A 26,836-nucleotide genomic window follows, 5' to 3' on the forward strand; every position below is an offset into this window, starting at 1 on the left:
GTCCTTCGGGCCGGTGCGGGTCGGAGACCTCCACTGTGGGCGGAGGGGCGCGCTCGGACATGAGTACGCGTACTCAGCGCTCCCGGCGGTCCACGCGCGAGCGGATGTCAAGGTCCGGCCGTGGCGCGGCCACGGCCGGGACGCGGTCGGGCTCGGCGAGGAGCAGGGTGAGGTCGTCCTTGACGGGGGTGTCGCCGGTGTGGCGGTGCAGCAGATCCGTCAGGTCGCGCAGCGCGTCGGCCAGGGCGGGCGCGGTCAGGGCGGCGTGGACCTCGGGGCCGTCCAGGAGGAAGGGGACGTCGCCGCTGTCGCGGGCGTCGGTGACGCCGTCGGTGTAGAGGAGCAGGCGTCGGCCCGGGTTGAGGTGGACGCGTTGCAGACGGGGCGCCGGGTGCAGACCCAGCGGGGGCGAGGGCCGCGGCGGCGGGAGCGGGCGCAGATGGCGGCCCGTGCGCAGTGGGGGCGGGTGGCCGCAGTTCACGATGTGGGCCTCGCCGGGGTGGAAGTCGACGAGCAGCAGGGTGACGAAGTCCTCCGGGCCGAGCTCGGGGCCGAGGCGCTCGTCGAGGGCGTGGGCGAGCAGGACCGGGTCGGGCTGGGTCGCCGCGGTGCGCCGGAACGCGGCCAGGACGGCGGCGGCGACGCGCATGGCCTGGGTGCCGTGCCCTTTGACGTCGGCGAGCAGCAGGCGGGGGCCCGCCGAGGTGAGTACGGCGTCGTGGACGTCACCACCGAGGCGGGTGTGCCGGTCGGCGCTGCGGGTGTGGACGGCGAGGCCGACGTGGCCCACGCGGTCGGGCAGCGGCCGGGCGAGGGCCTCTTGCGCGGTGACGGCGAGTCGAGTCATACGGTCCAGCGCGCGCTTGGCGCGCACGCGGGTGTGCGCCGTTATCGTCGCCCAGGCCGAGACCACGGCGATGTTCAGCAGGAAGGCCAGGTCACGCGGCTGCGTGGGCGGCGAGTCAAGGAGCGTGAGGGCCAGGGCGGTGCCCCCCAAGGCCGCGGTGGCGCGGGGGGAAAGCCGCTGGGCGGCCAGGAGCGGCCCGACCAGCGGCAGCCCGTGCAGCGGCGGATCGGTGACGGTCATGGCCGCGGCCACGGCGAACTGTGCCCCCACGGCCGTCACCAGCCACGTGCGCTGTGTTTCCACCACTTCCCCCTTGTCGTTCCGCGAAGTCCGCCTTTCCCCCGCACGACTCCCGCGTGCGGGGTACTGTGCCAGCTTCGATGACGGTCCGTGGTCAATTCGCCACAGCCTGCGCGCTCGGCGTCGGCAGTATGGAAGGGGACCGCCTCGCGCAGGGACTCAAGAGGAGGCGAAGGTGGCGGAGTCACACGGACCGGTCGCGGCGGACGCGGCGTACGGGAGCGGCACGTCCCTGATCGGCCGCCGCAGCGAACTGGCCGAGGTCACCGGCCGGTTGGCCCGGCACCGCCTGGTGACGGTGAGCGGCGTGGGCGGAGTGGGGAAGACGTGCCTCGCGCGCAAGGCCGCAGCCGATCTGCGGCCGGGCTTCCCCGACGGCGTCTGGTGGGTGGAGCTGTCCCCGCTGGAGGGCGGCGCGATGCTGGCGTACGCGATCGCCGAGGCGCTGCCCCTGGTCCACCAGAGCACCCGGCCGGTCCTCGACGCCGTGGCCGACTACGTGTCCGGGCGGCGGCTGCTGCTCGTCCTCGACACCTGCGAGCACCTGGTCCGGGAGTGCGCCGAGACGGTCGCGGCCCTGCTGACGGTGGCGCCAGGACTGCGCGTGCTCGCCACCAGCCGCCGCCCGCTCGACCTGCCCGCCGAGGACGTCGTGGCGCTCGACCCGCTGCCCGAGGCGGACGCCAGGGCGCTGCTCGCCCTGCGCGCCGCGGAGGCCGCCCCCGGATGCGGCCTCGGCGGTGCCGACGACGGCGAGGCCGCGGCGCTGTGCCGCAGGCTCGAAGGGCTGCCGCTGGCCATCGAGCTGGCCGCCGCCCGGCTGCGGGAGATGTCCACGGCCGAACTCAACCGGCGCCTGGAGGACCGCTTCGAAGTGCTCGGCGAGACCCGGCAGACGGTGTACGAGGCCGACCCGCCCTGGCACCAGGCGCTGCGCACCGCGATCGGCTGGAGCCACCAGCTGTGCACCCCCGCCCAGCGCCTCGCCTGGGCCCGTCTGTCCGTGTTCGCGGGGACCTTCGACGAGGAGGCGGCCCGCCGGGTGTGCGCGGACGGCCGCCTGCCCGTCCAGGACGTGTCCGGGCTGCTCGCGTCGCTCGTGCGCGGTTCGATCGTGGAGTGGGTGCCGGCCGGGTCCGACTCGCGCTACCGGATGCTGGACACCATCCGCGAGTTCGGCATGTTCTGGCTGCGCGGGCTCGGCGAGGAGCACGAGGTCCGCCGCCGCCACCTGGAGCACTGCCTGGACCTCGCCCGCACCGCCGACGCCGCCTGGTCAGGGCCCGGCCAGCGCGCCTGGTTCCACCGGGCGGCCGCCGAGCACGCCAACTTCCGCGCCGCGCTTGACTTCTGCCTCGCCGAGGGCGACGGGCACAGTGCGCAGGAACTGGGGGGCGCCCTGTGGTTCGTCTGGTTCGCCCGCGGCCTCACCACGGAGGGCCGCCACTACCTCGACCGGGCCCTGGCCCTGAACCGGCTGCCCGGTCCCGCCCACGGCAAGGCCCTGTGGGCCAGCTGCCTCGTCGCCGTGAGCCAGGGCGACGTCGAAGCGGCCCGCCGATCGGCCGCCGCCTTCCGGGAGGCCACGAACGGGGAGGACGACGAGACCGTGCCGCATGCCGCCGCCTACCTGGGCGGACTCATCCGCACGATCGGAGGCGAGCACACCCGGGCCATCGCGACGTTGGACACGGTGCCCCGCCGTCGCCCCGCGCGCGGCCACTACGACGCGGCCTGGGGGCTCGTGCACAGCGCCCGCGCCTTCTCCCACATCTACCTCGGGCAGTTCGACCAGGCCGTCGCTGTCTCCGCCGAAATGCGCGCCGAGTGCGCACGCCACGGCGAGCTGTGGCTGCGCGCGTACGGCGACTTCACGCTGGCCCTCGCCGAACTCGGCCGGGGCAGGGCCCAGGAGGCCGCCACCCACGCGCGCGCCGCGGTGCGGGTCAAGCGCGACCTCCACGACAGCCTCGGCTCCGCCGCGTGCCTCGACGTGCTCGCCTCGGCCTCCCTCGCCTCCGGGCACGCCGAGCGGGCCGCCCGCCTCGTCGGCGCCGCCGACCGGCTGTGGCAGACCATCGGCAGCGCGCGCAGCGGCTCCGAGGACTTCGCCGCCCTGCGGCGGACCTGTGAGGCGCGGGTCCGCGAGCTCATCGGCGACGACGCGTACGGCGCCGCGTTCCGCGCCGGGTACGAGGGCGACCTGGACGCGGTCGTCGCGGAGGCCCTGACGGCGTGAGCGCCTCGGAGCCGCGCACCTCGACCTCGGTGCCGCTGACGAGCGTCGGGATGCGATGATCAGGCAGGTGAACAGTCATGCCGCCGCACTCGACAACCCCGTGGCCGAGTCGTTGCTCGGAGCGCACGCACCGCTGGCCCTGCGGGTCGGCCGGGCAGCCACGTACCTGCCCGACGTCGCGACCTTCTGCGCGCTGCCGACGGAGCCCGACGCGGCGGACTGGGCCGACCTGGCGCGGCTGCTCGGGAGCGGCGGTTTCGCCGACATGTTCAGCAACCCGGCGCTCCCGCCGTCCGACTGGGAGCCGGTCTTCGTGCTCGAGGGGCGGCAGATGCTCTGGCCCGGCCGGGACCGGCCCGGCGATCCCGGTGCCGCGGCCGACGCCGCCCTCGTCGAGCTGGGCCCTGACGACGTACCCGAGATGCTCGACCTCGTCGCGCGGACCGAGCCGGGCCCGTTCTGGAAGCGCACCGGTGAACTCGGCACCTATCTCGGGATCCGCGCGGAAGGACGCCTGGTGGCGATGGCGGGGGAGCGGCTGCGGCCCCCGGGCTGGACCGAGATCAGCGCCGTGTGCACGGTCCCCGAGGCGCGCGGCCAGGGCCACGCCGCCCGCCTGGTGCGCGCGGTGGCCGCGGGCATCCTGGACCGGGGCGAGCGGCCGTTCCTGCACGTGGCCGAGAAGAACACCGCCGCCATCGCCCTCTATGAGCACCTTGGTTTCGAAACCCGTAGGACCGTCACGTTCCAGGGCTTTCGCACGCCGTGAGTTCCCGCCCTGCGGGAGTGCGGCGGAGCTGACGAAATGGCGCCATCCGCCGCGAGTCGGTCAACAGTTCTAGGTTGCCATCGGTGACGCAGGGCCCCCTGCGGTCACGTGGCCCTGAGCGCGTACAGCTGCGGCGTCCGCGGGCCTTCACCTGGCGTACGAGCCCGACGAGCGAGGGGCGGCGCTGTCGACGGCAGGCGGGAATCAGCCGACGCCGACAGAGCCCGTCCCGCTGAGCGGAACGCGTACTTGTCGCTGTCTGAGGGCCTTCTGCACGCTGTCTGCCGTCTACACGTTCCGAGCGGAGGAGACAGACATGCGCATGCCCACCCGGAGGGTCGGGTTTCTGGGGTCCTTAGGGCTCCTGGTCGGCAGCCTCGCCTTCACGACCTCGGCTTCAGCCGATCCGGCCCCGGCCGGGAAGGCCCAAAGAGCCGTGGCCGGAGTCTCGATCACAGCGGCGAAGAGCAATAAGTGCCTTGAAGTGCGGGACGGCAACCCGGGCAATGGGGCGATGGTCACCATCTGGGAATGCCACGGTGGCGCTTCTGAGCGCTGGCAGAAGGTGGGCGACCAAATCATCAACGACGTGTCGGGCAAGTGCCTGGACGTCGTCGGGGCCAACCGCGACACGGGTGCCGGCGTGAACATGTTCACCTGTCACCCTGACTGGCAGGCCCAGCAGTGGCGCACGGAGGGAAGCCGGATCGTCAGCGTACTCAGCGGCATGTGCCTGGACCTGTCCGGCGGCAATCCCCACCCGGGCGCGGCCGTCCAGTTGTATCCGTGCAACGGCAGCAACGCCCAGGACTGGCGCTTCGGTTAAGGGCCACTGAAAGGGCCATTCGCTCGCGGTTCGACCGTCAACGGGGGCGGCCGAACCGCGTTAGCGTGGGGCCCCATGATCGTATGGCTCAACGGAACCCACGGCGCGGGCAAGACGACGACGAGTGCGCTCGTGCAGCGACTGCTCCCGGATTCACGGGTGTTCGACGCCGAGAAGGTCGGCGAGACGCTGATGGACATCACGCCGGGGCTGCCCAGCACGGACAACTTCCAGCACTGGCCGCCGTGGCGGCCGCTCGTCGTGGAGACGGCGCGCCGGGTGCTCGACTACACCGGCGGCACTCTGGTGATGCCCATGACGGTCCTCGTCGAGGAGTACTGGCGCGAGATCAGCACGGGCCTCGCCCGGCACGCCATCCCCGTACGGCACTTCGTCCTCCACGCCGACCAGGACACCCTGCGGGGACGCATCGAGGGGGACACCGTCCTCGGCCCCTCCGCGTTCCGCCTCGCCTACCTCGAGCCCTACGCCGAGGCGGCCCGCACCTGGCTGCACGGCGAGGCCGAGGTCGTCGACACCACGCACCTTACGCCCGCCGAGGCCGCCCTGCGGATCGCCGAGGCCGTCAAGGGCTGAAGCCCGCGCCGGAGCCCGATGTCAGTGCTGGATGCGAGGCTGAGGGCATGGACAAGGTGATACGGCGCCGTGTGTACGGCGCGGACCACGATGACCCGGACCCCGGCCCGCAGCCGGGCCGCGACTACCGCGAACTGGTCGGCGGCCCGCTGGACGGTCTGCTCCTCGACGTCACCGGATGGAGCCGGGAGCAACTCGCCGCGGGCCGCCTCCTCGCCACCGAGATAGGCCGGTACGGGCCGGGCGGGTACGCCGACTACGGGCCGAGGGCCGACAGGCCGCAGCTGTGGGACTGGCGCGGCGACACCCCCTGACCAGGGCGCGCCGCCGTCAGCCGCACCCGCGCGGGGTGGCGCCGCCCGGTCACCGCAGCACGTTCAGGGCCCGGTCGAAGGCCGAGTCCCGGTTCTTGGCGAACTCCTCCTTGGTGAAGACCGGCTCGGTGAGGTGCGGCGGGATGCCGGGGCCGTCGAAGGTGTGGCCCGTCCTCGTCAGGTACTCCTCGTTCGGCAGGACCACACCCATCCCGTTGGGCAGCACGCGCCCCAGGATGTCCGAGAAGACGCCCTGGGTGGGCTGGCCGATCCGCACGGTGCGGCCGGGCCGTTCGATGAGGGCCTGGGTGAAGGTCTCTCCCGCGCTCACCGTCGACCCGCTGGTGAGGACGGCGATCGGGCCGGTGTAGCGCGGAGCCCCGGCGGGAGTGACGCGGATCGGCTCGGGCCGGGTGAACCGGGACGGGTCGTCCGGATCGTTGCGGGCACGCTTGGCGTACGCGACGTAGGGGGTGTCCGTGAGGCGCTCGACGACGCGCATCTGCAGGGCGTCGGAACCGCCGCTGTTGACGCGCACGTCGATGACCAGGCCCTTGAGCCGCCGCACGCGCTCGCCGGTCAGGACGGTGTCCAAGGCCTTGTCGAGCTCCGCCCGTTGGGCGGAGTGCGGGGCACCGTCCCCGGCGTACCCCTCGAAGCCGGATATCCGCAGATAGCCGCGGCCGCCCGGCAGATCGGCGTACGTGATCCGCCCACGTGCGAAGTCCTGACGGCGCGCGGCGCCCTTGAGGTCCCGCTCCACGATGAACTTCTTGACCCGCTCGCCCAGTTCCTCGGTGGGGAGGACGGTGCCGGGGCGCCCACGCGCGAAGTAGCGTTCGCCGTCCCCGACGGCGACATGGGCGTCGTACAGGGGCGCCACCATCTCGCTGAAGATCGTGAAGAGTTCCTCGCGGGTGGTGCCGTCGTGCACCTTGGGCCGGTACTGGTCGCGCAGGGCCTTCCAGTCGACGCCTTTGGCGGCGAAGAAGGGGTAGTTCTCGGCGAAGGACCGCCAGAACACGTCGAACGTGGCGCGCGGGCCCCCGGCCGCCGGGCGCGAGCAGTCGTCCGGCAGCTCGGGGAGGCGCCGCAGGTTCCGGTGGCCCAAGGAGCCGTCGAACGCCAAGGTGGCCCGGTCACGGTCGGGTCCGGGGCGCACGGTGAGGACGGCGTTGTACGGCGTGGTGTAGACACCGGGGCGCGTCCGCTGGGCGGTGAAGCCCTTGAGGCAGCTCACGGCCGTCGTCTGGTACTCCTGCAGGTTTCCGTCGCGCAGGGCGAAGACGGTGCCGTAGCCGTCCACGCGCCACACGCCGTCGACGGACGGCGGATCGGCGGCGGCGGCGGTGGCGGTGGCGGGAGCGGCCCCCGCGGCGAGGACAAGGGCGACGGCGGCGGAGAGAGCGATGCGCACTGTTTCATCCTTCGCGTTCGTGACGTGCGGAGAGGTGCGGGCTGCGGGGTGCGGCGAACAGTGAACGGTTGCGCGTGGGGCCGTTGATCCCCGGTACGTCGCCCTCCGGCGTGACCTCCACCACGTCCGCCCCGCCGCTGAACCCCGGCCCCGAGCGCGCCGTCTCGTACACGAGACGGCGGTGGACGCGGGTGAGGAGCACGTGTGGACGTCTGTACGCTCGGTGCCCTGATGGACGCTGTCGGCAGCTTCGCGTTGCGGCTGCGCACCGCGCCCGCAGGACGGGCCGCCCCGGTCACCGACGTGCTGCTCTACGACGCGCACGCCCCGCTCCCCAGGGCCCCCGGGGCCCTGCTGCTCGCGGTCGGCGTGCGGGCGGCCGCGGCGGGACCGCTGGTGCGGGCCGCGGCCGGGGCCGGGATGACCGGAGTCGTGGTGCGGGGCGCGGACGGGCCGACAGGCGAGGCCGAGACGCACGGCGTGGCGCTGCTGGCCCTGGACGAGGAGGCGTCCTGGCACCAGGTGCACCTGACGCTGGCCTCGGCGATCGGCGCCCGCTCGGCCCTCGACGGCGGCCTGGGGGACCTCTTCGCGCTGGCCGACGCGATCGCGACGGCGACCGGCGGGGCGACGGCCGTGGAAGACCCGCGCCAGCGCATCCTCGCCTACTCCACCGTGCCAGGACAGCCGGTCGACGAGGACCGCCGCCAGGGCATCCTCGGCCTGCGGGTCCCCGACGGCGTGGACAACGCCGACCAGGTCCGGCGGGTCCTCGGCTCGGCCGGACCGGTACGCCTTCCCCCGCTCACCGCGAACACCCTGCCGCGGCTCGCGGGCGCGGTGCGGGCCGGAGGCGAGACCCTCGGCGCGATCTGGGTCGTCGACGGCGGCACGCTCGCCGAGGGCGCCGAGGAGACCCTGGCCCAGGGAGCGTCCACGGCCGCGCTCCTGCTGCTGCGCGCCCGCGTGGCCCAGGAGCTGGTGCGCGACCAGAACACCGACCTGGTGCGCCGCCTCCTGGAGGGTTCGGCGAGCCCCTCGGACGCGGCGCGCCGCCTGGGGTGGGACGCGGTCCGCGTGGCCGCGTTCGCGCTGGACTTGACGGCGAGCCTGCCGGACGCCGAGCGGGCCTCGCTGCGGCTCCTGGACGTCGTACGCCTGCAGTGCGAGGCCCGTTACGGGCGGCACGCGTGCGTGCTCCTGGACGGGACGGTGTACGCGCTGCTGCCCGCGCCGGGGGAGCGCGGCGGGGAGCGCGCCCCGGGGGAACGGCGGACGGCCGACCGGCGCCACCGGCGCCTCGCGGAGGACATCGCGGACCGGGCCGGACGGTCCCTGCGGGCGCCCGTACGCGCGGCACTCGGCGAGGTGGCGGACCTCGGCGGAACGGCGCACCTCGCCGAGGTGGCGGACCCCTGCGGAGTGGCGGAATCCCGCGCGGACGCGGAACTCGTGCTGCGGCTCCTTGACGACTCGCTGCCGGTGGCCTCGGTCGATGAGGTGCGTGCCCGGGTGACGCTGCTGCGCCTCGCCGATGTGATGCGGGAGCGGCGGGCGCTGCGGGCGGGCGCCTGGCGGCAGGTCCTCGCGGCGGACGCCGACCACGGCACCGACTACGCCCGCACCCTGGCCGCCTGGTTCGGCACGGGCTGTGACGTGGCCGGAGCGGCCAAGGAGCTCTCCATCCACCCCAACACGTGCCGCTACCGCCTGAAGCAGATCGGCCGGCAGCTCGGCATCGACCTGGACGACCCCGATGAACGGCTCGTCCTCTGGCTGCAGTCGAGGGTCCTGTCCGAGCGCTCCCGGCCGGATGGGGCCGGGCCGCCCGCCCCGGTCAGCGGAGGTCGCGGATGAGCGCGCGGAGGACGGAGTCCACCTTGTCCTCCTTGAACTCCTCCGAGCCGATGAGCAGGGTCACGGCCCGGCGGCCGTCGTCGGTGACGGCGTTCCTGAGCTTGTGGCCGGTCTCCATGAAGCCGCTGTGCCCCCAGGTGACCAGGCCCGCGGCGGGCTCGTAGCGCTCGACTCCCAGGCCGTAGCGCGCGCCCGGGACCGTGGGGTCGGGCACGGTCCGCTTCATCTCGGCCAGCTGGGCCGGGGCGAGCAGTTTCCCGGACATCAGCGCGGACCAGAAGACGGTGACGTCGGCGCCGGTGGAGACCAGCGCACCCGACGCGTCGGCGCCGGAGGTGTTCCACTCCGTCCAGTCCAGGAGCCTCCCGGACCGCTTCACATAGCCGCGCAGGTCCGGCTTCGGCAGCGTGGTCCGGTCGCCGGGCCAGTACGTGTCGCGCAGCCCGAGGCGCTTGACGATCCGCCGGTCGATCTCGGTGCCGATACCGCGTCCCGTGACCTTCCTGACGATCAGGCCGGCCAGGTTGTAGTTGGTGTTGGAGTACGAGAAGGGCTTGTCCTCGGGCGGGGGCAGCTTCAGCGCCTGCTTGACGGTCCGCAAGGGTTCGATGTGGTCCCAGCGGTGCGCCAGCTCGTCCTTCCAGAACGGCGCGTCCAGGTAGTCGGGAAGGCCGCTGGTGTGCTGGAGCAGCTGCCTGATCGTGATCTCGCGCCCGTCGTAGTGCCGGGTGCGGATCAGGCCGGGGAGGTGCTGGTCGACGGTGTCGTCGAGCCTGAACCTGCCCTCGCCGACGAGCTGGAGCACGACGGTGGCCACCCAGGTCTTCGTGTTGCTGGCGATGCGGCTGTGCTCGTTGCCGACCGCCTTGCGGCCCGTGGTGAGGTCGGCCAGGCCCACCCCCCTGTTCAGAACGCCGCAGCGCGGACTCCGCACGGACACGCTGATCCCTGAGGCGCCGACGCCCTTCAACTCCTTGAGCGCTGCCTGCACGGGTCTCGTGTCACACCCCGATCCCGCGGCTGAAGTGGCCGAAGCGTGCGAAGTGGCCGAAACGGCGGGCGCGGTCAGCAAAGGGACCGCGACCGCCAGGGCGGCGACAGCGCTTGTCCTACGTCGCATGAGTTCTCCTTCTTGCGCTTCTCTGGCGCGGTCAGGTGCGGCTCAACCGGATAGGCACAGCGTCGGTGCCTGGCCGACCGCGCGCATGCGGCGCCCATCCAGGGATTCCGCTCGCGATGTGTGCGCTCGGCCAATGGGCCGCGCCGTTCGCTCTGTTATGCGGGCCAGTCGGACTGGAGTGCGATCAGAGTTATGTGACCGGCGCGAGGCGGCAGCCCTCGGAATTTCCCTGACGTGTTCCGCTGGACGGAACTCTCCTTTCTTCCCCTATCGTCACCTGGATAGCCTGCGATTCCGGTAACGGTCGATCGCACCGGGAAATCGAGAGGGCGCAGTGCAGGTGTGACGCGAAGGGAGTGTCAGCTCATGGCCGGTGATTCGGCGAACGCCGAAGTGGACCCCACCTCGGACGTGGATCCCCAGCAACTGGCGGCCGCCTTGGCCCAGGTGGGCCCGGCGGCGCGGGAAGAGAAGGTGTCCGGGGTGAGCGAGGAGCGGCCCGGCATGGCCGGCCTGCCCGCGGATCTGGGGCCGGAAGGGGAAGAGGCCGGGCCCGCGGTCCGGCGGCTTCCCCGCGAAGCGGACTGAAGGGGGAATCGCAGTGCTGCGTTTCGAGAACGGGTACTCCAGTACCGTCAACGTGATGATCGAGTTCCTGGACCGCAACTGCCGGCCGACCCCGTGGCGCAGGAAGGGCTGGTGGGTCATCGCCCCGGGCGAGTCCAAGGTGGCGTACGGCGGAAACCTCGCCGATGTCAACCGGTACTGGTACTGGTACGCCTTCGCCGTGGACGGCGCGCAGTGGGCGGGGCCCTTCGCCGAGAACGTGCCCTACTCGGTCTTCGACTGGTGCCCGGACGTCGCCAGCAACCCGTCGATGAACATCGGCATGCGGGAGAAGGACATCAACGGAGCGGCGAACTGGACCATCCGTCTGACTCCGTGAGGCGCCCGCGCGGCCGCCGACGCCCCTTACTCCTTGGGCAGTTGGGACAGGAAAGTGCGCACGGCGGCCGCGAACTGGCCGGGCGCGTCGAGGTGGACGACGTGCCCGGCCGGAAGTTCGACCAGCCGGGCCCCGGCACCCCGGCGGGCGATCATCTCCCGGGCGTGTTCGTGCTCCAGGACGGGGCTGTCCGCTCCCCGGATCAGCAGGGTCGGGCAGGTCACCGACTCCCAGTCGCTCCAGTACGCGCCGGTGAGGGCCTTGTGGGACCGGATCTGGTGCTCGATGTCGAATGAGTACCCCCAGCCGTCGTCGAACTCGCGGAAGACACACGCGAGATAGGGCGCCGTCGCGCCGATGGCCGAGGCCAGCGCCTCCCGGGAGGGCGCCCTGCGCGGCAGCTGCTCGGCCAGCGTCGAGTCGGCGTTCACCACGGCGCCGACGTCCTCGACGATGAGAGCGGTGACCTGGCCCGCGTGCCGGGCGGCGTACTGAAAGGCGTTCACGCCGCCCATCGAGTGGCCGAGGACCGGCACCGGGCCGAGCCCCAGATGACGGTGGAAGGCCGCGACGTCGGCGACGTAGTCAGCCCGGTGATAGCTTTCGGCGCGGTCGGATTCGCCGTGCCCGCGCTGGTCCAGGGCGATCAGTCGCCACTGCGGCGCAAGCGCCTCGGCGAGGCCCGCGAACACCGACGCCTCGTTGTAATGCCCGTGGAGGGCCAGCACCGGGAGACCCGGACCGCCGGAGTCCAGAAACGACAACCGCCGCTGATCAACTGCGAAGAAGTCACGCATGCGCGCACGCTAGCTCCGCCGCCGTGATCGAATCCAACGAATAATCCGCCGCGGTCCTTTGCCGCTCCCTTTCAGGAATGAGGGGAAAGGCGAGGCGCTGCCTAATTCCGGTCCACGTCGGCGTACAGCAGGTGATGGTCCGAGTACGGGCTGGCCCGCACACGGTGCTCGCGCGAGGCGATTCCGCGCAGGAAGACGTAGTCGAACTTGCTCTGCCAGTCGGTGGTCGGCTCGCAGGCGCCGGTGGAAGCGGGGCGGCACTGGGGGTCCGTATCCGCGGCCAGTGCCCACATGCGGGACAGCTCGGGGGCGTACGGCACGGCGTTGAAGTCGCCGAGGACGATCGCGCGGTCGTAGCGGGCGACCTCCGCGGCGAGCACCCGGGTCTGGTCCGCTCGGACGGCTTCCTGCTGCCGCTGGGCGAGGTGCGTGTTGAAGACCCGGACGGGCTCGCCGCCCACCTCGGTCGTGACGGCCATGTACCCGCGGTCCTCGGAGCCGCCGTCGGGGTACTCCGCGGTGACGCGGTCCGTCATGGGCGCCGCCGAGAGCAGCGCCTGGCCGAAGCCCCCCGGATTCCACGGCGTGCCCCCGCAGCGGCCCCGGTTCCCGAGGACCGACCCGTACTCGACGTGGTACACCAGCCCGTAGAGGCCCTCCAGATAGTCCCGGATCTCCTCGACGTCCCGCACACACGCTTCCTGCATCCCGATGACCTGGGGCGCGTACGTGGCGATCTCCGCCGCCCGGCCCGCGTTGTGACCGCTCTGATTGCAGGGGTTGCAGATGTTCCACGTCATGACGCGGTGCGGTACGACATCCCGCGCGGCGTCGACGGGCAAGGGCCTGACGAAGAGGGAACCGCTCGGCGCGCTGGGGCCGATGAGCACCGCGCACGCCACGGTCAGGGCGCCCGCGAGCCATCGCGTACCTACTCCGAGCACCGCCGCCTCCTCACCGTGAATACCTAGAGGATCACATGACGTCTCCAGACGCGAGGCTAGGGGAGGGGCTGTCGGCGGCACACGCGGCGTACTGGATCTCGTCGCCGCTGGCCTCCGCCCCGGGGCATACCCGGTCGCCATCTGACATGTCCGAAACACGCCAGTGAGCCGCCTTCTGCGCTTCTGCGGCGATGACAGCTCATCGAGGCGATGCCAGAGTGTGCGCACGAGAAACGTCACGGGACCCGGCCGGACCCGTCCCCGCATCCCGGTGCCCGCCCGCCGCGGCGCCGGGGCCTTGAGAGCACGTCTCACTTCTGCACGCCCCGCCGGCTCCAGCCGGGCGAGGGCCGGAGAGGGAACGCGATGGGATCATGGCAGTGGAACGACCAGGCACGGCCCACCACGGCGATCGGTGTCCGGGCCACGGTGGGCGCCGTCACCATGAAGGACGACGCGCAGGCCGTGCGGCGGCCGTACGTCTTCGTGCGTGGCTACGACTCGCGTCTGCACGTCAACTGGTGGGACGGCAAGGCGTGGCACTGGAGCGACCAGGGGGCACCGGCCGGGCGCACCGTCCTTGAGAAGGTCGGGGCCATCACGGTCCAGGACAGCCCGACCGCGCAGCAGCGGCCGTACGCCTTCGTCATCACCGACGACTCCAAGCTGTACGTGAACTGGTGGGACGGCAGCAAGTGGCACTGGACCGACCAGGGCGCGCCGAGCGGGCGGCTGGTGCGCGAGGGCGTCGGGGTGGTCTCCGTCCAGGACAACCCGAGCGCGAAGCAGCGTCCGTACGTCTTCGTCATCACCGACGACTTCCGGCTGTGGGTGAACTGGTGGGACGGCGGCAAGTGGCACTGGAGCGACCACGGCGTGCCGCCGGGCCACACCATCTCGCGCCCCCTCGGCGTCACCACCATGAAGGACAACCCGAACGCCTTCACCCGCCCGTACGCCTTCGTCATCACCGAGGACTCCCGGGTCTGGGTGAACTGGTGGGACGGCAGCGCGTGGCACTGGAACGACCAGGGCGCGCCGTCGGGCCAGCCGGTGAAGAAGGGCGTTGGCGTCATCAGCGTGCAGAACGATCCGAACGCGCAGCAACGCCCGTACGCCTTCGTCCAGGGCTACGACTCGAAGCTGTACGTGAACTGGTGGGACGGCAGCACCTGGCAGTGGAGCGCGCAGGGCGCGCCGAGCGGGCGGCTCATCCTCGACTCGGTCGGCGTGGTCACGATGAAGGACGACCCGAACGCCTTCACCCGCCCGTACGTCTTCGTCATCGCCGACGACTCCAAGCTGTACGTGAACTGGTGGGACGGCAAGGCCTGGCAGTGGGCGGCGCAGAACACCCCGCCAGGGCGCGTCATCGAGCGCGCCGGGGAGGCGCTCACCATGCAGGACAACCCCAGCGCCGCGCAGCGTCCGTACGCGTTCGTCATCACCGATGACTCCGACCTGTGGGTCAACTGGTGGTCGCTGCCGTAGGGCGGCACCCACCGAACAGGCCGCCGGGCACGGCCCGGCGGCCCGCGTGCTACCGCACCACGACGTTGTCCGCGGCCGAAGTCGAAGGACCGGTGGTGGTGTTGCCGTAGTACGCCCAGCGCCACGCGCCCGTCTTGGACGCCTTCACGGTCGTCTTGAGAGCCCCCGAGCCGCCTGCGCGAACCTTCTTCACCGTGGTGTAGGAGGTGGCCCCGCTCGGCTTGAACTGCAGGCTCACCAGGCGGCTTCCGTAGGAGGCGTACTTCTTCGTCTCCCAGTTGGCCCGCGTGACCTTGCCGGTCACGGTGAGGGTCTTGCCCTTGGACACCGGCTCGGGCGCGGCGTTCACACTCAGGCGCGATGCGCGCTTGACGTGGGCGGTCAGACCCTTGGGGTCCGTGTCACTGTCGCCGCCGTTGAAGGACACCTTGGCCGCGACCTTCCAGGCTCCGACATCGCTGTTGCGCATGTCCCACATGCTGGGGTCGAAGTCCATCGTCTCGTCGAAGTCGCAGACGCCCCGGCTCACCTCGTTGCAGTCGCTCGTTCCGATGCCATGCCACAGTGAGTTGTCCGTAGTGCCGCGGTACAGGAACACCACCGGCCCCTTCCACTTGCGGGTGGTCGCCATCCGGAAGGAGGCGGGCACCGTGACCTCCTTCAGCCCGATCACGATCGGCTTGCCGCCGTTCACCTGGACGCGGGTGAAGGAGGCCCCGCCCTCGGCCGCTCCGGCCGGCACCGCGGCCACGCCCGTGAACACCGCCGCCGCGCCACCGGCCACGACAGCTCTCCAGACCTTCTTGCCCACCTGATCCACGATCTTTCCATCCCTGTATCTCTGTACTGAAAGGCACCGGAGAGCCGTCCTCCGGCGCTTTTCAGACAGCCAGGGTCCCTCCGGGGTTGTGCACCCGTGGATCACGATCAGGCATCAGCGCTCGCCTCGGAACCCTCCAAGCGGGTCCCGAGCCGGGTGCTGAGCGTCAGGCGCGCCCCCGCGCCCGCAGCCCTTGATGGCCGAACAGGATGAGCAACTCGACCGCGCCGCCGTCGGCACTGCCCAGCCAGTGCGGCTGCGCGGTGTCCAACTCGGCCGTCTCGCCGGGCGGCAGCGTCAGGTCGCGCTCGCCGAGCACGAGCCGCAGGCGGCCGCTGAGCACGTAGAGCCATTCGACGCCCTCGTGGGTCTGCGGGGTCGGAGCGAGCGGTTCCGGCCGGGCGGGGATGATCAGCTTGAACGCGTGGACCCCGCCAGGGCGCCGGGACAGGGGTACGAAGGTCATGCCGAACCGGTGGACCGGCTTGAGGTGGATGCGGGCATCGCCGGTGCGCGGGGCGCCGACCAGGTCGTCCAGCGGCACGTCGTAGACGCGGGCCAGCGGAAGCAGCAGTTCCAGGCTCGCCCTGCGCTGCCCGCTCTCCAGGCGGGACAGGGTGCTCTCCGACACACCGATCGCCGCCGAGACGTCGGCCAGGGTGAGGCCGCGGTCACGGCGCAGCGCTCGAAGCCGCGGCCCCACCGCGTCAAGGACGTCGTCGTCCGGCTGCCGCTCCACGTGGTCATCTTGCCAGAACCGCAAGATCGCGTGCCGGATCGCGGCGGCCCCTTCCACACTGGGCGCGCCCGGCCAGAGCAGTCTCCACCCCGGCAGAGGAGTCTTGATGCACACCACCGAAGCGGCCACCTTCTGGGACGGCTTCTACGCGGCCCGACCGGCGGCCAGCGGGCCACGGCCCAACGCCCGCCTCACCGAGACGGTCACGGGCCTGCCGCCCGGCGACGTCCTGGACCTCGGCTGCGGAGGCGGCGGCGACGCGCTCTGGCTCGCCGGCCAGGGGTGGCGGGTCACGGCCGTCGACGTATCGGCCGTCGCGGTCGAGCGGCTCACCGCCCTCGCCCGCTCGCACGGCCTCGGCGACCAGGTCACCGCCACGCGGCACGACCTGCGCACCTCCTTCCCGGACGGCGCGTTCGACCTGATCTGCGCCCACTACCTGCACACTCCCTTCGACCTGGACCGCGCGGCCGTCCTGCGTGCGGCCGCGCACGCGCTGCGCCCGGGCGGACGGCTGCTGGTCGTCGACCACGGCTCCACGGCGCCCTGGTCATGGAACCAGGAGCCCGACGTCCGGTACCCGGCCCCGCGGGAGGTCGCCGGGGAACTGGCCCTGGACCCCGGGGCATGGACGGTCGAGCGGGCCGACGCGCGGCGCCGCACCGCGACAGGCCCGGACGGGCGCACCGCCGACGTCACCGACCACGTCCTGGTGATCCGGCGCGCCACCTGACACCACCGGAGCCTCTCAACGAAGGAGACACCATGCCCACCCCCACCCCCGCACGCCGCGGCCGACGCGACACTCCGCCGCCCCGCACCGGCGGCGGCGAGGCCGAGGTCCTGCGCGGATTCCTCGACTACCTCCGCGCCTCGATCGCCGCGAAGGTCGACGGGGCCGCCGAACCGCAGGTCCGTACCCCCGCGGTCCCCTCAGGCACCAACCTGCTCGGCCTGCTCCACCACCTGACGTCCGTCGAGCGGGCCCTCTTCCTCGGGGAGGCGGTCACGGACTGGCAGGCGACGTTCCAGGCCGCGCCAGCGGACACCGTGGCCGACGTCGTGGCCCGCTACCGGGACGCGGTCGGGCGCGCCAACGACGTACTCGACCAGTGCGTCGACCTCGACGCGCCGCTCCCGCGTCCCCAGCCCGGCAAACCCGCCCCGTCCGTCCGCTGGGCGCTCGCCCACATGATCGAGGAGACCGGCCGCCACGCGGGCCACGCCGACATCCTCCGCGAACTGATCGACGGCTCGACCGGGCGCTGATACACGGTGGTTCAGCGGTCCTGGGAGAGGGCGTAGAGCTCGGCGAACAGGGAGCCGGGAGTGGCGCGGAGTTCGTCGAAGGTGCCCTGTTCGGCGATGCGGCCCTGGTCGAGGACGAGGACACGGTCGGCCAGGCGGGTGTTGTCGAGGCGGTGGGTGACGATGACGGTGATGCGGTCGGCGCGCAGCTGGCGCAGGGCGGTGAAGATCTGGTGCTCGCCGCGTGCGTCGAGCTGGCTGGTGGGCTCGTCCAGGATGAGCAGGGCGGGCCGGCGGTAGAGGGCGCGGGCGCAGGCGAAGCGCTGCCACTGGCCGCCAGAGAGTTCCGCTCCGCCGAACACCTCCCGCGCCAGCAGGGTGTCGAGGCCGTGGGGCAGTTCCTCGATCGCCGCGCGCAGGCCGACTTGGTCGACGGCTTCCCACACGGGGGCGTCGTGGTGGGTGCGCGGCTGGCCCTGGGTGACGTTCTCCCGGGCGCGCAGCGGCCATTTGGCGAAGTCCTGGGTGACGACGCCGGTGTGTGACCAGACGGCGTCGGCGTCGAGTTCGCGGGTGTCGACGCCGTCCCACAGGACGCGGCCCTTGTCGGGGAGGGTGACGGCGGTGATCAGGTTCATCAGCGTGGACTTGCCCGCGCCGTTCACGCCGACCACCGCGATGACCTCGCCGCGCTTGAGAGTGAGCGAGAGCTCGTCGAGGGCGGGTTGGTCCTTGGACGGGTAGCTGTAGGACGCGGTGTCGACCCGCACCACGGCCGGGGCTTCGGGTACGCGGGTGCCCCGGCTCCAGGCGGCGTTCTCGGCGCGCTGAAGGAAGCGGTGCAGGTCCTCCAGGTACATGCCGGTGTTGAGGGCGTTGGCCGCGTAGCTCACCACGTCGCCCAGCGCGCCGATGACGGTGCGCAGGCCGACGACGGCGGTTCCGGCGACGGCCAGGCCGATGTGCCCGCGGATGGTGAGATGGGCGAGCACCGCCCAGATCAGGGCCAGGAACAGGCCGCCGACCGCGGAGGCCGCCAGGATGGTGCGGGCCTTGCGCGGGGCCACCGCGATGGTACGGGCGTCCATGCGCCGGGAGATCGCGTCGTACCAGAACTTGATGTAGCCGGTCATGCCGTTCGCGCGGACCTCGGTGGCGAACTTCGGGTGCGTGGCCCACCAGCACACCATGTGCCGCACGCTCTGGTCGGACCGGTTGTCCTGGTGCGTGCGGTAGATGATGCGCGCCGCGAGCACCTCGCCGACCCCGGCCGGGATGACCGCGAGGACGACCAGCGGCAGCAGCACCGGGTGCAGCACGGTCAGCGCCCCCACGGCGCCGATGATCTGCATGAGCGCCGACATGCCCCGCTGGACGTCCGTGACCAGGCTCGTCGTGCGGGACACCCCGGCCTGCGCGGCCGTCTTCTCGTCGTGGAAGTCCGGCTCCTCCATCGCGGTCAGCTCCGCCCGGCAGATCGCCTCCACGAACCGGGTGTCGGCCTCGGTGGTCAGCTTCGGCGTGACGCGGCCGGCGGCGTAGGAGCCGAGGACGGTGAACACCCGGGCCACCGCGGCGGCGGCCACCACCACGGCGAGCGCGGGCAGCGCGGCCTCGATCCGCGCGCCCGCGTCCGCGCCGCCGAGGAGCGGGCCCATGGCGCGGGCGGTCGCGGCAAGGAGCACCGCTTGGGAGACTCCGGCGACGAGCTGGCACACCCCGAGCAGGATCACCGCCGCCCGGTCGACCTGCCAGGCCATCTTCATCGTCCACGCCACCGCCCCGGGCAGACGGCGCACGACCGTGCCGAGCGTGATGCCCTCAAGGCGGTTCTTCACGTCCCTGGCGTCCAGACGGAGATCGGCCGGAGGCGGCGGAGGAGGCGGCCCCTCGGTCACGGTCGTGCCTGTGGTGCCTGTCGTGCTCGTGGCGGCTGTCGGGCTCGGGGGTTTGCGCGTGCTCAACTGCGTACCTCCTGAACGGCGTTGGGGCCCCGAAGGGCGGATGCCGGAGTCAACGACGCACGTCAGGATTTCGAACACACGTGTTTCGGACGGAGCGGTGAGCGCTCTAACTCGCGGTTCGCGGCGACTGCCGGATGCACCGACCGTTACGGCATCGGGCCCGGCCGGTGACGATCAGTGGCCGAAACGCCGAGAGACGACGTGGAGCATCACGACCGACTCGGCACTCCACACTCAGAGCCGCATCAGAGCCGTCTCAGGGCAGGTCCCAGAGCAGGACCGAGTCCTTGGCGTCGTAGTCGACGGCCATGTCGAGGCCGATCGCCATCTTCTTGCCGTCCGGGCTGACGGCCACCGTCTCCACCGCGTTGGGGCACTTGTGGCGGCGGACTTCCTTCCCCGCGACCGTGTCCCACACGCGGACGATCGAGGAGTCGCCGCCGCCGACCAGGAGGCGCCCCTTCGGGTGGAACGCGAGGGCCGCGATGTGGCCTTGGTCCTCGATGCGGAAGACCTCCGAGCGGGAGTCGATGTTCCACACCACGAGGCTGCCGCCGAGCGTTCCGTAAGCGAGGAGACTCCCGTCGGGGCTGAAGGCGACGGCGTTGACGCCGTCGCTGTCCTTGACCGTGCCGGTGGCCTTGCCCGCGAGGGTCAGCGTCTGCAGGGGGTGCCCGGTGACCAGCATCCGGCCGTCGCCGCGGATCGCCACGGGGCCACCGGGCGCGCTGGTCGAGCCGCCCTTGTCCGCGCCGGACGACAGGTCCCAGATGTGCAGGCCCTCCGGGGTGTTCGCGGCGAGCGTCTCGCCGTCCGCGCTGATGGCCAGGCCCGTGGGCCAGCCCTTCTGGCTCGGCCCCTTCTCGGTGGGCAGCGTGAACGTGCGCACGGTCTTTCCGGTGGCGGTGTCCCAGATGCGGACCTTGTTCCTCTCGGCCCTGGCCAGGAGGCGGAGGTCCTGGCTGAACACCGCGGGCTGCAAGAACCCCGGTGTTCCGATACGGACGGGAGTGCCGTCGCCCGTTATCGGGTTCCAGCGCCAGATGGCGTTGTTGCCGGTGCCGTACAGCATCTTGCCGTCCTTGCTGAAGGCGAGCGCCCGCACCCCCGGGAGGCCCTTGAGGCGCAGCGCCTCTTTGGCTCCGTCCGGCTTCGAAGAGCCCGACGGGGAACCGTGCTTGTCGTCGGCGCCGGACGAGCCGCCCGACTTGTCGTCGCTGTTGTCGCCTCGCATCAGGATCGGCACTCCGACCGCCGTGGCGGCCGCCGTGCCGAGACCGGCGAACAGGAGTGTGCGCCGCGACACCTTGCCCGGGCGTGGCGCGTCGCTCGCGCCGACGGTGGTGCTCAGCGGTCCGAACCCCGGCGGCGGGGCGGTGGGGGGTGCGGCGAGGGTCGGCGGGTGGGTCAAGGGCGGGGGCGAGGCGGCCGAGGCGGCCGGGGTCGGCTGCGCGGGTGCGGCCGCCGCGGGGGTGCTCGCGACAGGCGTGGGTGTGGGTGTGGGCGTGGGGATACGAGGATCCGCCGGGCCGGAGCCCACCGGGCGCGGCGCCGCGGCCGCACCCCCGCCCTCGCCCGCCCGTGCCGCGAACCGCGCGGGCAGCTCGTCGACGGCGGGCCGCGCCGCGGGCTCCTTGTCCAGGCACGCGTCGAGCAGCTCCCGCAGCGCGCCGTCGTCGATGCCGTCGAGTGAAGGCGCCTCGTCCAGGATGCGCTGGACGACCTCGATCAGGGTGGGCGCGTCGAAAGGACCGCGCCCCGTCGCGGCGAACGCGAGCACCGAGCCGAGCGAGAACACATCGCTCGCCGCCTCCGCCCGGTCGGCGCGGATCTGCTCCGGCGACATGTACGAGTAGGTGCCGATGACGGTGCCCGTCGTGGTCAGCGAGCTGGCGTCCACGGCGCGGGCGATGCCGAAGTCGATGATGCGCGGCCCGTCGTCCGCGACGATCACGTTGCCGGGCTTCAGGTCCCGGTGCACCAGGCCGCACTTGTGGATCGCGGCGAGCCCTTCCGCGAGCCCCGCGCCAAGGCGCAGCACGGCGGTGGCGTCCAGCGGCCCGTCCTTGGCGACGACCTCGTACAGCGTCGGGCCCGGGACGAACGCCGTGACCAGCCACGGGGACTCGGCCCCCGGGTCGGCGTCGACGACCTGGGCGGTGTGGAAGCCGCCGACCCGCCGGGCCGCGTCCACCTCGCGCGCGAAGCGCTCCCGGAACTGCGGGGCCAGCGCGAGCTCCCGCTTGATCAGCTTGACCGCGACCTTCCGGCCGCCCGGCGACGTACCGAGGAAGACCGAGCCCATGCCGCCCTCGCCGAGGCGTCCGTCCAGGCGGTAGGGGCCGACCCACCGCGGGTCGTCGGGTCTGAGTGCGTCCATGGGTACCGTCCGGTGCGAAGGGTGGGGCGGAGGGGGCGGAGGGTGTGAGGGGTCTGTCCGGGGCCGCCTGCTACGGCAGCTGCCACAGCTGGACCGACGGCTTGGCCTCGTCTTCGTTGGCCGCGGGCAGGAACAGGCCCGCCAGGGTCTTGCCGTCCGGGGTGAAGACGAGGCGTTCGACGGAGGCCCGCAGGGGGGTCTTCGGATCGCCCACGACCAGGGTGGTGGTGCGCTTCCCGCTGTCCGCGTCCCAGACGCTCACCGTGCGGCCGACGGTGTCGGTCTCCTCGATCTCGACGTAACTGCCGCCGCCCACGACGATCGCCTTGCCTGAAGTCCCCGCGCTGGCGGGCCGGTAGGCAGCGCTGGCGAGGTACTCGTGGTCGTCGGTGAGTTTCCTGGTGAGCTTTTTGGCGGCCACGTCCCACAGCTGGATGCCGGGGCCGTTGGCGATGAGGGTCTTGCCGTCGGGGCTGAACGCCACCTCGGAGTAGTTCTTCTCGCCGCCGTCGCGCAGCGTCTTCAGCGAGCGGCCGCTCCGCGTGTTCCACAGCCGGATGCCGCTCTTGCCGACGTCGGCGGCGACGCTGGCGAGGGTCTTGCCGTCCGGGCTGAACGCGACCCAGTTCATGCTCCCCGTGTGCCCTTCGAGGGTCTCGCGGACCCGGCCCGAGCGCGGGTCCATCAGCTCGATCCGGCTGCCGACGCCCACGGCGAGGGTCTTGCCGTCCGGGCTCATGGCCAGGCAGCTGACGTAGTCGAACTCGCCCTTGTACGTGGCCAGTTCGTCCTTGGCCGCCCCGCTGTTCGTGTCCCAGGCGAGCAGCTCCTTGAAGGCTCCGGAGTACACGGTGGCGCCGTCGGCGCTGAAGACCACCGACTGGACGGCGTCGGCGTGGCCTTCGCAGGTGGCCTTCTCGCGGCGCGCGGTGAGGTCCCACAGCTTCAGCGTCTTGTCGTAGCCGCCGGTGGCGAGGAACCTTCCGTCCCTGCTGACCGCGAGGCTCTCGATGTCCCCGTCGTGGCCCTTGAGTTCACCGACGGGCTTGGTGACGTCCCGGTCGGGGCGCTTGCTCGCCTTCGGCTTGGCCTTCGGCTCGCCCTTCGGGTCGGAGGCCGTCGGCTCGTCCTCGGGCCACAGCGCGACGGCGACGGGCACGGCGACCGCGCCCGCGGCGGCACCGAGCCCGCCGAACAGCAGGGAGCGGCGCCGGACAGGACGGCCGCCGCTGGGAGTGGTGGCCGGGAGCGGGGGCATGGCCGGCGGCACGGGCGGCACGGCAGGAATGGCGGGGGCCGTGACGGCGAGCCGGTGGAGGAGCTCCGAGGTCGACGGGCGCCCGGCGGGGTCCTTGGTGAGGCAGTGGCAGACCAGGGCGTGCAGCGGGCCGCCCTCGACGATGCCGGTCAGTACGGGCGCCTCGCTCGCCACCCGGTGGATGATCGCCGGGACGGTCGTCGCGTCGAACGGGCCCCGGCCGGTGGCGGCGAAGGCGAGCACCGAGCCGAGGGAGAACACGTCGCTGGCGGGCGTCACTTGGGCCGGGGTGCGGATCTGTTCCGGCGACATGTACGAGTAGGTGCCGATGACGGTGCCCGTCTGCGTCATCGGTCCGGCGTCGGGGGAGTGCGCGATGCCGAAGTCGATGATGCGCGGGCCGTCGGCGGCGAGGATGACGTTGCCGGGCTTCACGTCCCGGTGCACGAGACCGCAGCGGTGGACCGCGGCGAGACCCTCGGCGATTCCGGCGCCGAGGCGGAGCACGGCATCGGGGGCGAGCGGGCCGTGGGTGGTGACGACCTGCTGGAGCGTGGGTCCTGCGATGTACTCGGCGGCCAGCCACGGCGATGCCGCCCCCGGGTCGGCGTCGACGACCTGGGCGGTGTGGAAGCCGCCGACCCGCCGGGCCGCCTCGACCTCGCGGGCGAACCGCGCGCGGAACTGCGCGGTGTCCGCGAGCTCCGGCCGGATGACCTTCAGCGCGACCTTGCGCCCGGCCGCCGAGGCCCCGAGGAAGACCTGCCCCATGCCGCCCGCACCGAGCCGCCCTTCGAGCCGGTACGGGCCGATGAACTGGGGATCCGAGGGCGCCAGAGGCTCCACCATGGCTACGCGGGCCTTCCAGGTATACGTGTGATCACGCACGGAATTGAACCATGATCGGATGCGGGAGGGGGCGGGAGCGTGAATTCTCCCGCCGGTCCGCACCGGCTGACACCTGCCTGACCGTGGGGCTTGGGGCTTGGGGCTCGTGGCCAGGTGCTTGGTGCTCGGGGCTCGGGGCCGAACTGGCCGCCGTGGCCACTGCCCTGGACATTCCCGGCACCGTCCAGCCGCATCGCGCCGGGCACCCCGGCACCCCCGCTTCAGCAGCCGACGGAGCCCGTCCGCGCCCGGGGCACCATGCCGTACGGATAATCGGTTGCCCGATGGCGGCGGTGGTGTATGGAATGACCGGCATGCGCAGGAACACGCCACCATCGCCCGTCCAGATCGGCGCTCTCGTGCCGCTGACCCCGCCCGGCTGGGTCGAGGCGGGACAGCATCTCCTCGCCGGGCTCGAACTCGCCGTACGCGACGTCAACGACGGTGGCGGGGTCGGCGGAAGGCCGCTCGAACTGGTGGTCCGCGACACCGCGGCCGACCCGCAGAGGGCCGCCGCGGCCGTGGACGAACTGGCCCGCATGGGTGTGGCCGCGCTGGCGGGGGAGTACCACAGCGTCGTCGCGCGTACCGCTGCCGCCAGGGCCGATGCCCTCGGGCTGCCGTTCCTCTGTTCCTCGGCGGTCCTCGACGCGCTCACCGAACAGCCCACGGACTGGGTCGCGCGCCTCGCCCCGCCGCAGTCCCGAGGCTGGCGCCTCTACGCCGACTTCCTCCTCGGCGCGGGCCACAGCCACATCGCGATAGCCACCCAGCCGAGCGTGTACTGGGCGTCCGGGACCCGCATCCTGCGCGACCACCTCGCCGCCCGCGGCGGCACCGTCGTCGAACTCGACATGCGCGAGCTCACCCCCACGGCCCTGTGCGACGCGCTCGCCGACCACCGGGCGACGGCCTTGCTGCTGCTGGTCGGCGCCCCGGAACTGGCCGTGCCGATCGTCAAGGCCGTCCGCCGCGACCAGCGGCTCGCCCACGTGATGATGGGTGCTCCGGCCGGGCAACCGGAGTTCACCGGATGGCGGACGGCGCTGGGCGACGACAGCGCCGGGGTCCCGTTCCTGCGGTATCTGCCCGAGCGGTTCGGCCCGCTCGGCGCACGCGTCGAGACGGCCCTGCGCGAGCGGTTGGGCGAAGCGCCCTCCTTCGTCGCCTTCGAGGGCTACGACACGGTCGCCGTCCTCGCCGATGTGCTGCGCGCGCACGGCACGGACCGGGCCCGTACGGCCGGATTCTGGTCGGGCGTCGCCGTAGCAGGCACCCGTGGGACGATCGAGTTCTCTCGGGTGGCGGGCGTCAGCGCCTGGCAGTGGGCCGGTCCGCCCCTCCAAGTCGTCGACCGGGACCCGGCGGCGCCGGATCGCTTCCGGGTCCTTCACTCAGGCTGAGCGGGCGTCCCGCGGCGGGCCTGGCCCGGGTCGTTCAGGGGAAGGCCGCGCGGCATGGCGTGCCCGGTCACGGGCGTTCCGGGCGCGGTCGGGCGCGGGCGGTGACGCGCAGGCGCAGCGCCTTGGGGCTGAGTGAGGTGTGCGCGACGGGCCGCACCTCCGCGTTCGGGAGCGCGGAAAGGCGCCAGCGGCTGGTGAGGGTGGCCAGGGCCAGGGCGGCCTCGGTCGTGGCGTACTGGGCGCCGACGCATTTGCGCGGGCCGAGGCCGAAGGGGATGAACGCGTGGCGGGGCGGCTGCGGGTGCGCGGCACTGTCCCAGCGGTCGGGGTCGAAGCGTTCGGGGTCGCGGTAGACGTCGCTCTGGCGGTGCAGGAGGTACGGGCTGAGCATGAGGGCGGAGCCCGCGGGGACGAGGTGACCGGCCAGCGAGGTGTCGGCCGTCACCTCGCGGGTGACCATCCAGACCGGCGGATAGAGCCGTAGCGTCTCGCGGATCACACGGCTGGTGAACGGCAGCCGGTCCAGGTCCTCCAGGCCCGCCGGGGAGGCACCGGCCAGGACGGAGTCGACCTCGGCGTGCAGGCGCCTTTCGGCCTCCGGATGCCGGGAGAGCAGATGCAACGACCACGAAAGGGTGGTGGCCGTCGTCTCGGACCCGGCGGCGAAGAACGTGATGAGCTGGTCGCTGATCTCGGCGTCGGCCAGCGCGGCGCCGGTGTCGCGGGTGTCGTCCCGGGCGGCCAGCAGCGCCGACAGCAGGTCGCCCCGGTCGGTGCCGCTGTCCCGCTGCGCGGCGATCAGCGTCCGCAGGGTGCGGCGCAGCCGTCGGCCCGCCGCGTGGTAGCGGCGGTTGCCGGGCGTGGGCAGGCGGTTGAGGGCCGATGGCAGCATGGTGCGGCGGTAGATGCCGTGCAGGATGGTGGCGAGGTCGTCCATCGCGGCGTCGGCCGTGCGCGGGGAGAGGTCGCTGGAGAAGAGGTTCCGCAGCAGCGCTCTCATGGTGAGGGCGAGCATCTGCGAGGGTACGTCCAGGACTTGGCCGTCGCGCCAGCCGTCGCCGAGCGCCGTGGCCCGGTCGATCATCGTGTGGGCGTACCCGGGAAGACGGGCGGGGTGGAAGGACGGCTGGATCAGCCGTCGCTGGCGGCGGTGCGCGCTGTGGGGGCAGGTGACAAGGCCGTTGCCGATGGTTTCGCGGATGCGGTCGTACCAGGGGCCGCCCTTGTCGTAGGCGTGGTCCGCGAGCATCAGCTGACGAGTCAGCTCCCGCTCGCACACCACGATGACCTCCATGGGCCCGAACCGGACGCTGACCAGGTCTCCTCGGGCCGGAAGGGACGACAAGAACGCGAGCGGATCGCGCAGCATGCGGGGAGCGTGACCGGCCAGCGGCAAGGCGCCTGGGGCGCGGGCGATCGTGTGGGTGGCCATGGGTCTCCTTGGGAGGCTGCTGTTCAGTCCGGCGAGGCCGCTGCCCTGTCCTGTTTCCGCTGTTTCCGCTGTTTACGGGGCAACTCCCCACGCGCGTAACGCTGTTGGCCCGCTACCGTGATACGGCTCGCTCAGTGTGCGGGAGCCGCGGCGGCTCCCGCACCTTCGGTTCCGTCCAGCGGAACCCGCGGCTCCTCGGCCGACGGCAGGGAGGGAGGGCAGTGGAGCACTCGCGCACAC

General features: G+C 72.5%; 24 protein-coding genes. 12 read left to right on the top strand and 12 right to left on the bottom strand.

The features are described from left to right. Positions 1 to 73 precede the first annotated feature (73 nt). Positions 74 to 1,150 carry a PP2C family protein-serine/threonine phosphatase gene (locus AC07A4_RS27775; protein WP_478603422.1) on the bottom strand — a complete coding sequence of 359 codons (1,077 nt, stop codon included), beginning with the start codon at positions 1,148 to 1,150 and terminating at the stop codon, positions 74 to 76. Positions 1,151 to 1,322: 172 nt separating this feature from the next. On the opposite strand from AC07A4_RS27775, the gene AC07A4_RS27780 reads away from it, so the two are divergent. The 5 genes from AC07A4_RS27780 to AC07A4_RS27800 all read left to right on the top strand — a co-directional run bounded on the left by AC07A4_RS27780 (position 1,323) and on the right by AC07A4_RS27800 (position 5,892). Beyond that, a complete protein-coding gene (locus tag AC07A4_RS27780) occupies positions 1,323 to 3,386 on the top strand; it encodes an ATP-binding protein (protein WP_478603424.1) in 2,064 nt (687 codons plus the stop codon). A 55-nt stretch (positions 3,387 to 3,441) separates the two neighbouring features. Next, complete coding sequence (locus AC07A4_RS27785; protein ID WP_478603426.1) at positions 3,442 to 4,155, top strand: GNAT family N-acetyltransferase; 714 nt, start codon at positions 3,442 to 3,444, stop codon at positions 4,153 to 4,155. A gap of 316 nt (positions 4,156 to 4,471) precedes the next feature. After that, a complete protein-coding gene (locus AC07A4_RS27790) occupies positions 4,472 to 4,981 on the top strand; it encodes an RICIN domain-containing protein (protein ID WP_478603428.1) in 510 nt (169 codons plus the stop codon). Between the two features lie 75 nt (positions 4,982 to 5,056). Beyond that, positions 5,057 to 5,578: a P-loop nucleotide/nucleoside kinase family protein gene (locus AC07A4_RS27795; protein WP_478603430.1), complete on the top strand. Its 522-nt coding sequence runs from the start codon at positions 5,057 to 5,059 to the stop codon at positions 5,576 to 5,578. 47 nt (positions 5,579 to 5,625) lie between these two features. Continuing rightward, positions 5,626 to 5,892 (top strand): hypothetical protein, encoded by a 267-nt coding sequence (locus AC07A4_RS27800; RefSeq protein ID WP_478603433.1) that lies wholly within the window; start codon positions 5,626 to 5,628, stop codon positions 5,890 to 5,892. A 49-nt stretch (positions 5,893 to 5,941) separates the two neighbouring features. Here AC07A4_RS27800 and AC07A4_RS27805 read toward each other — a convergent pair whose 3' ends face one another. Further along, on the bottom strand, positions 5,942 to 7,309 hold the full coding sequence (locus tag AC07A4_RS27805; protein ID WP_478603436.1) for a S41 family peptidase: 1,368 nt from the start codon (positions 7,307 to 7,309) through the stop codon (positions 5,942 to 5,944). A 4-nt stretch (positions 7,310 to 7,313) separates the two neighbouring features. Further along, complete coding sequence (locus AC07A4_RS27810) at positions 7,314 to 7,511, bottom strand: hypothetical protein (RefSeq protein ID WP_478603439.1); 198 nt, start codon at positions 7,509 to 7,511, stop codon at positions 7,314 to 7,316. A 2-nt stretch (positions 7,512 to 7,513) separates the two neighbouring features. On the opposite strand from AC07A4_RS27810, the gene AC07A4_RS27815 reads away from it, so the two are divergent. Further along, a complete protein-coding gene (locus tag AC07A4_RS27815) occupies positions 7,514 to 9,166 on the top strand; it encodes a PucR family transcriptional regulator (protein ID WP_478603442.1) in 1,653 nt (550 codons plus the stop codon). On the opposite strand, the gene AC07A4_RS27820 is transcribed toward AC07A4_RS27815, so the two are convergent. Next, positions 9,147 to 10,157: a serine hydrolase domain-containing protein gene (locus tag AC07A4_RS27820; RefSeq protein ID WP_478603445.1), complete on the bottom strand. Its 1,011-nt coding sequence runs from the start codon at positions 10,155 to 10,157 to the stop codon at positions 9,147 to 9,149. The two genes, AC07A4_RS27815 and AC07A4_RS27820, sit on opposite strands and share 20 nt — an antisense overlap. Positions 10,158 to 10,652: 495 nt before the next feature. On the opposite strand from AC07A4_RS27820, the gene AC07A4_RS27825 reads away from it, so the two are divergent. Next, the gene (locus AC07A4_RS27825; RefSeq protein WP_478603447.1) at positions 10,653 to 10,874 is read left to right on the top strand and encodes a hypothetical protein; all 222 of its coding nucleotides are present in this window, start codon (positions 10,653 to 10,655) and stop codon (positions 10,872 to 10,874) included. A gap of 13 nt (positions 10,875 to 10,887) precedes the next feature. Continuing rightward, complete coding sequence (locus AC07A4_RS27830) at positions 10,888 to 11,232, top strand: DUF1036 domain-containing protein (protein WP_478603448.1); 345 nt, start codon at positions 10,888 to 10,890, stop codon at positions 11,230 to 11,232. A 26-nt stretch (positions 11,233 to 11,258) separates the two neighbouring features. Here AC07A4_RS27830 and AC07A4_RS27835 read toward each other — a convergent pair whose 3' ends face one another. Both AC07A4_RS27835 and AC07A4_RS27840 read right to left on the bottom strand, forming a co-directional pair. After that, a complete protein-coding gene (locus tag AC07A4_RS27835; RefSeq protein WP_478603450.1) occupies positions 11,259 to 12,029 on the bottom strand; it encodes an alpha/beta fold hydrolase in 771 nt (256 codons plus the stop codon). Positions 12,030 to 12,130: 101 nt separating this feature from the next. Continuing rightward, the gene (locus AC07A4_RS27840; protein ID WP_478603452.1) at positions 12,131 to 12,973 is read right to left on the bottom strand and encodes an endonuclease/exonuclease/phosphatase family protein; all 843 of its coding nucleotides are present in this window, start codon (positions 12,971 to 12,973) and stop codon (positions 12,131 to 12,133) included. 366 nt (positions 12,974 to 13,339) lie between these two features. Between AC07A4_RS27840 and AC07A4_RS27845 the strand changes: the two genes are divergently transcribed. Beyond that, on the top strand, positions 13,340 to 14,464 hold the full coding sequence (locus AC07A4_RS27845; RefSeq protein WP_478603454.1) for a PLL family lectin: 1,125 nt from the start codon (positions 13,340 to 13,342) through the stop codon (positions 14,462 to 14,464). Between the two features lie 49 nt (positions 14,465 to 14,513). Here the strand turns inward: AC07A4_RS27845 and AC07A4_RS27850 are convergent, their stop codons facing one another. Next, positions 14,514 to 15,275, bottom strand: a complete 762-nt coding sequence (locus tag AC07A4_RS27850) for a hypothetical protein (protein ID WP_478603681.1) — start codon at positions 15,273 to 15,275, stop codon at positions 14,514 to 14,516. 175 nt (positions 15,276 to 15,450) lie between these two features. Next, positions 15,451 to 16,023 carry a helix-turn-helix domain-containing protein gene (locus AC07A4_RS27855; protein ID WP_478603456.1) on the bottom strand — a complete coding sequence of 191 codons (573 nt, stop codon included), beginning with the start codon at positions 16,021 to 16,023 and terminating at the stop codon, positions 15,451 to 15,453. 106 nt (positions 16,024 to 16,129) lie between these two features. On the opposite strand from AC07A4_RS27855, the gene AC07A4_RS27860 reads away from it, so the two are divergent. Continuing rightward, on the top strand, positions 16,130 to 16,756 hold the full coding sequence (locus AC07A4_RS27860) for a methyltransferase domain-containing protein (RefSeq protein WP_478603457.1): 627 nt from the start codon (positions 16,130 to 16,132) through the stop codon (positions 16,754 to 16,756). A 32-nt stretch (positions 16,757 to 16,788) separates the two neighbouring features. Beyond that, positions 16,789 to 17,292 carry a DinB family protein gene (locus AC07A4_RS27865; protein ID WP_478603460.1) on the top strand — a complete coding sequence of 168 codons (504 nt, stop codon included), beginning with the start codon at positions 16,789 to 16,791 and terminating at the stop codon, positions 17,290 to 17,292. Between the two features lie 11 nt (positions 17,293 to 17,303). On the opposite strand, the gene AC07A4_RS27870 is transcribed toward AC07A4_RS27865, so the two are convergent. The 3 genes from AC07A4_RS27870 to AC07A4_RS27880 form a co-directional block, all read right to left on the bottom strand. After that, a complete protein-coding gene (locus tag AC07A4_RS27870) occupies positions 17,304 to 19,109 on the bottom strand; it encodes an ATP-binding cassette domain-containing protein (RefSeq protein ID WP_478603463.1) in 1,806 nt (601 codons plus the stop codon). Between the two features lie 382 nt (positions 19,110 to 19,491). Next, entirely contained in the window at positions 19,492 to 21,615 is a 2,124-nt protein-coding gene (locus AC07A4_RS27875; RefSeq protein ID WP_478603466.1) for a WD40 repeat domain-containing serine/threonine protein kinase, read from the bottom strand. 70 nt (positions 21,616 to 21,685) lie between these two features. Next, on the bottom strand, positions 21,686 to 23,722 hold the full coding sequence (locus AC07A4_RS27880; RefSeq protein WP_478603468.1) for a WD40 repeat domain-containing serine/threonine protein kinase: 2,037 nt from the start codon (positions 23,720 to 23,722) through the stop codon (positions 21,686 to 21,688). A 353-nt stretch (positions 23,723 to 24,075) separates the two neighbouring features. Here AC07A4_RS27880 and AC07A4_RS27885 point away from each other — a divergent pair, with 353 nt between their 5' ends. Next, entirely contained in the window at positions 24,076 to 25,164 is a 1,089-nt protein-coding gene (locus AC07A4_RS27885) for an ABC transporter substrate-binding protein (protein WP_478603471.1), read from the top strand. A gap of 67 nt (positions 25,165 to 25,231) precedes the next feature. Here the strand turns inward: AC07A4_RS27885 and AC07A4_RS27890 are convergent, their stop codons facing one another. Beyond that, complete coding sequence (locus tag AC07A4_RS27890) at positions 25,232 to 26,596, bottom strand: cytochrome P450 (RefSeq protein ID WP_478603473.1); 1,365 nt, start codon at positions 26,594 to 26,596, stop codon at positions 25,232 to 25,234. Positions 26,597 to 26,836: the final 240 nt, after the last annotated feature.

Source organism: Streptomyces sp. NPDC043996 (genome assembly GCF_056435225.1).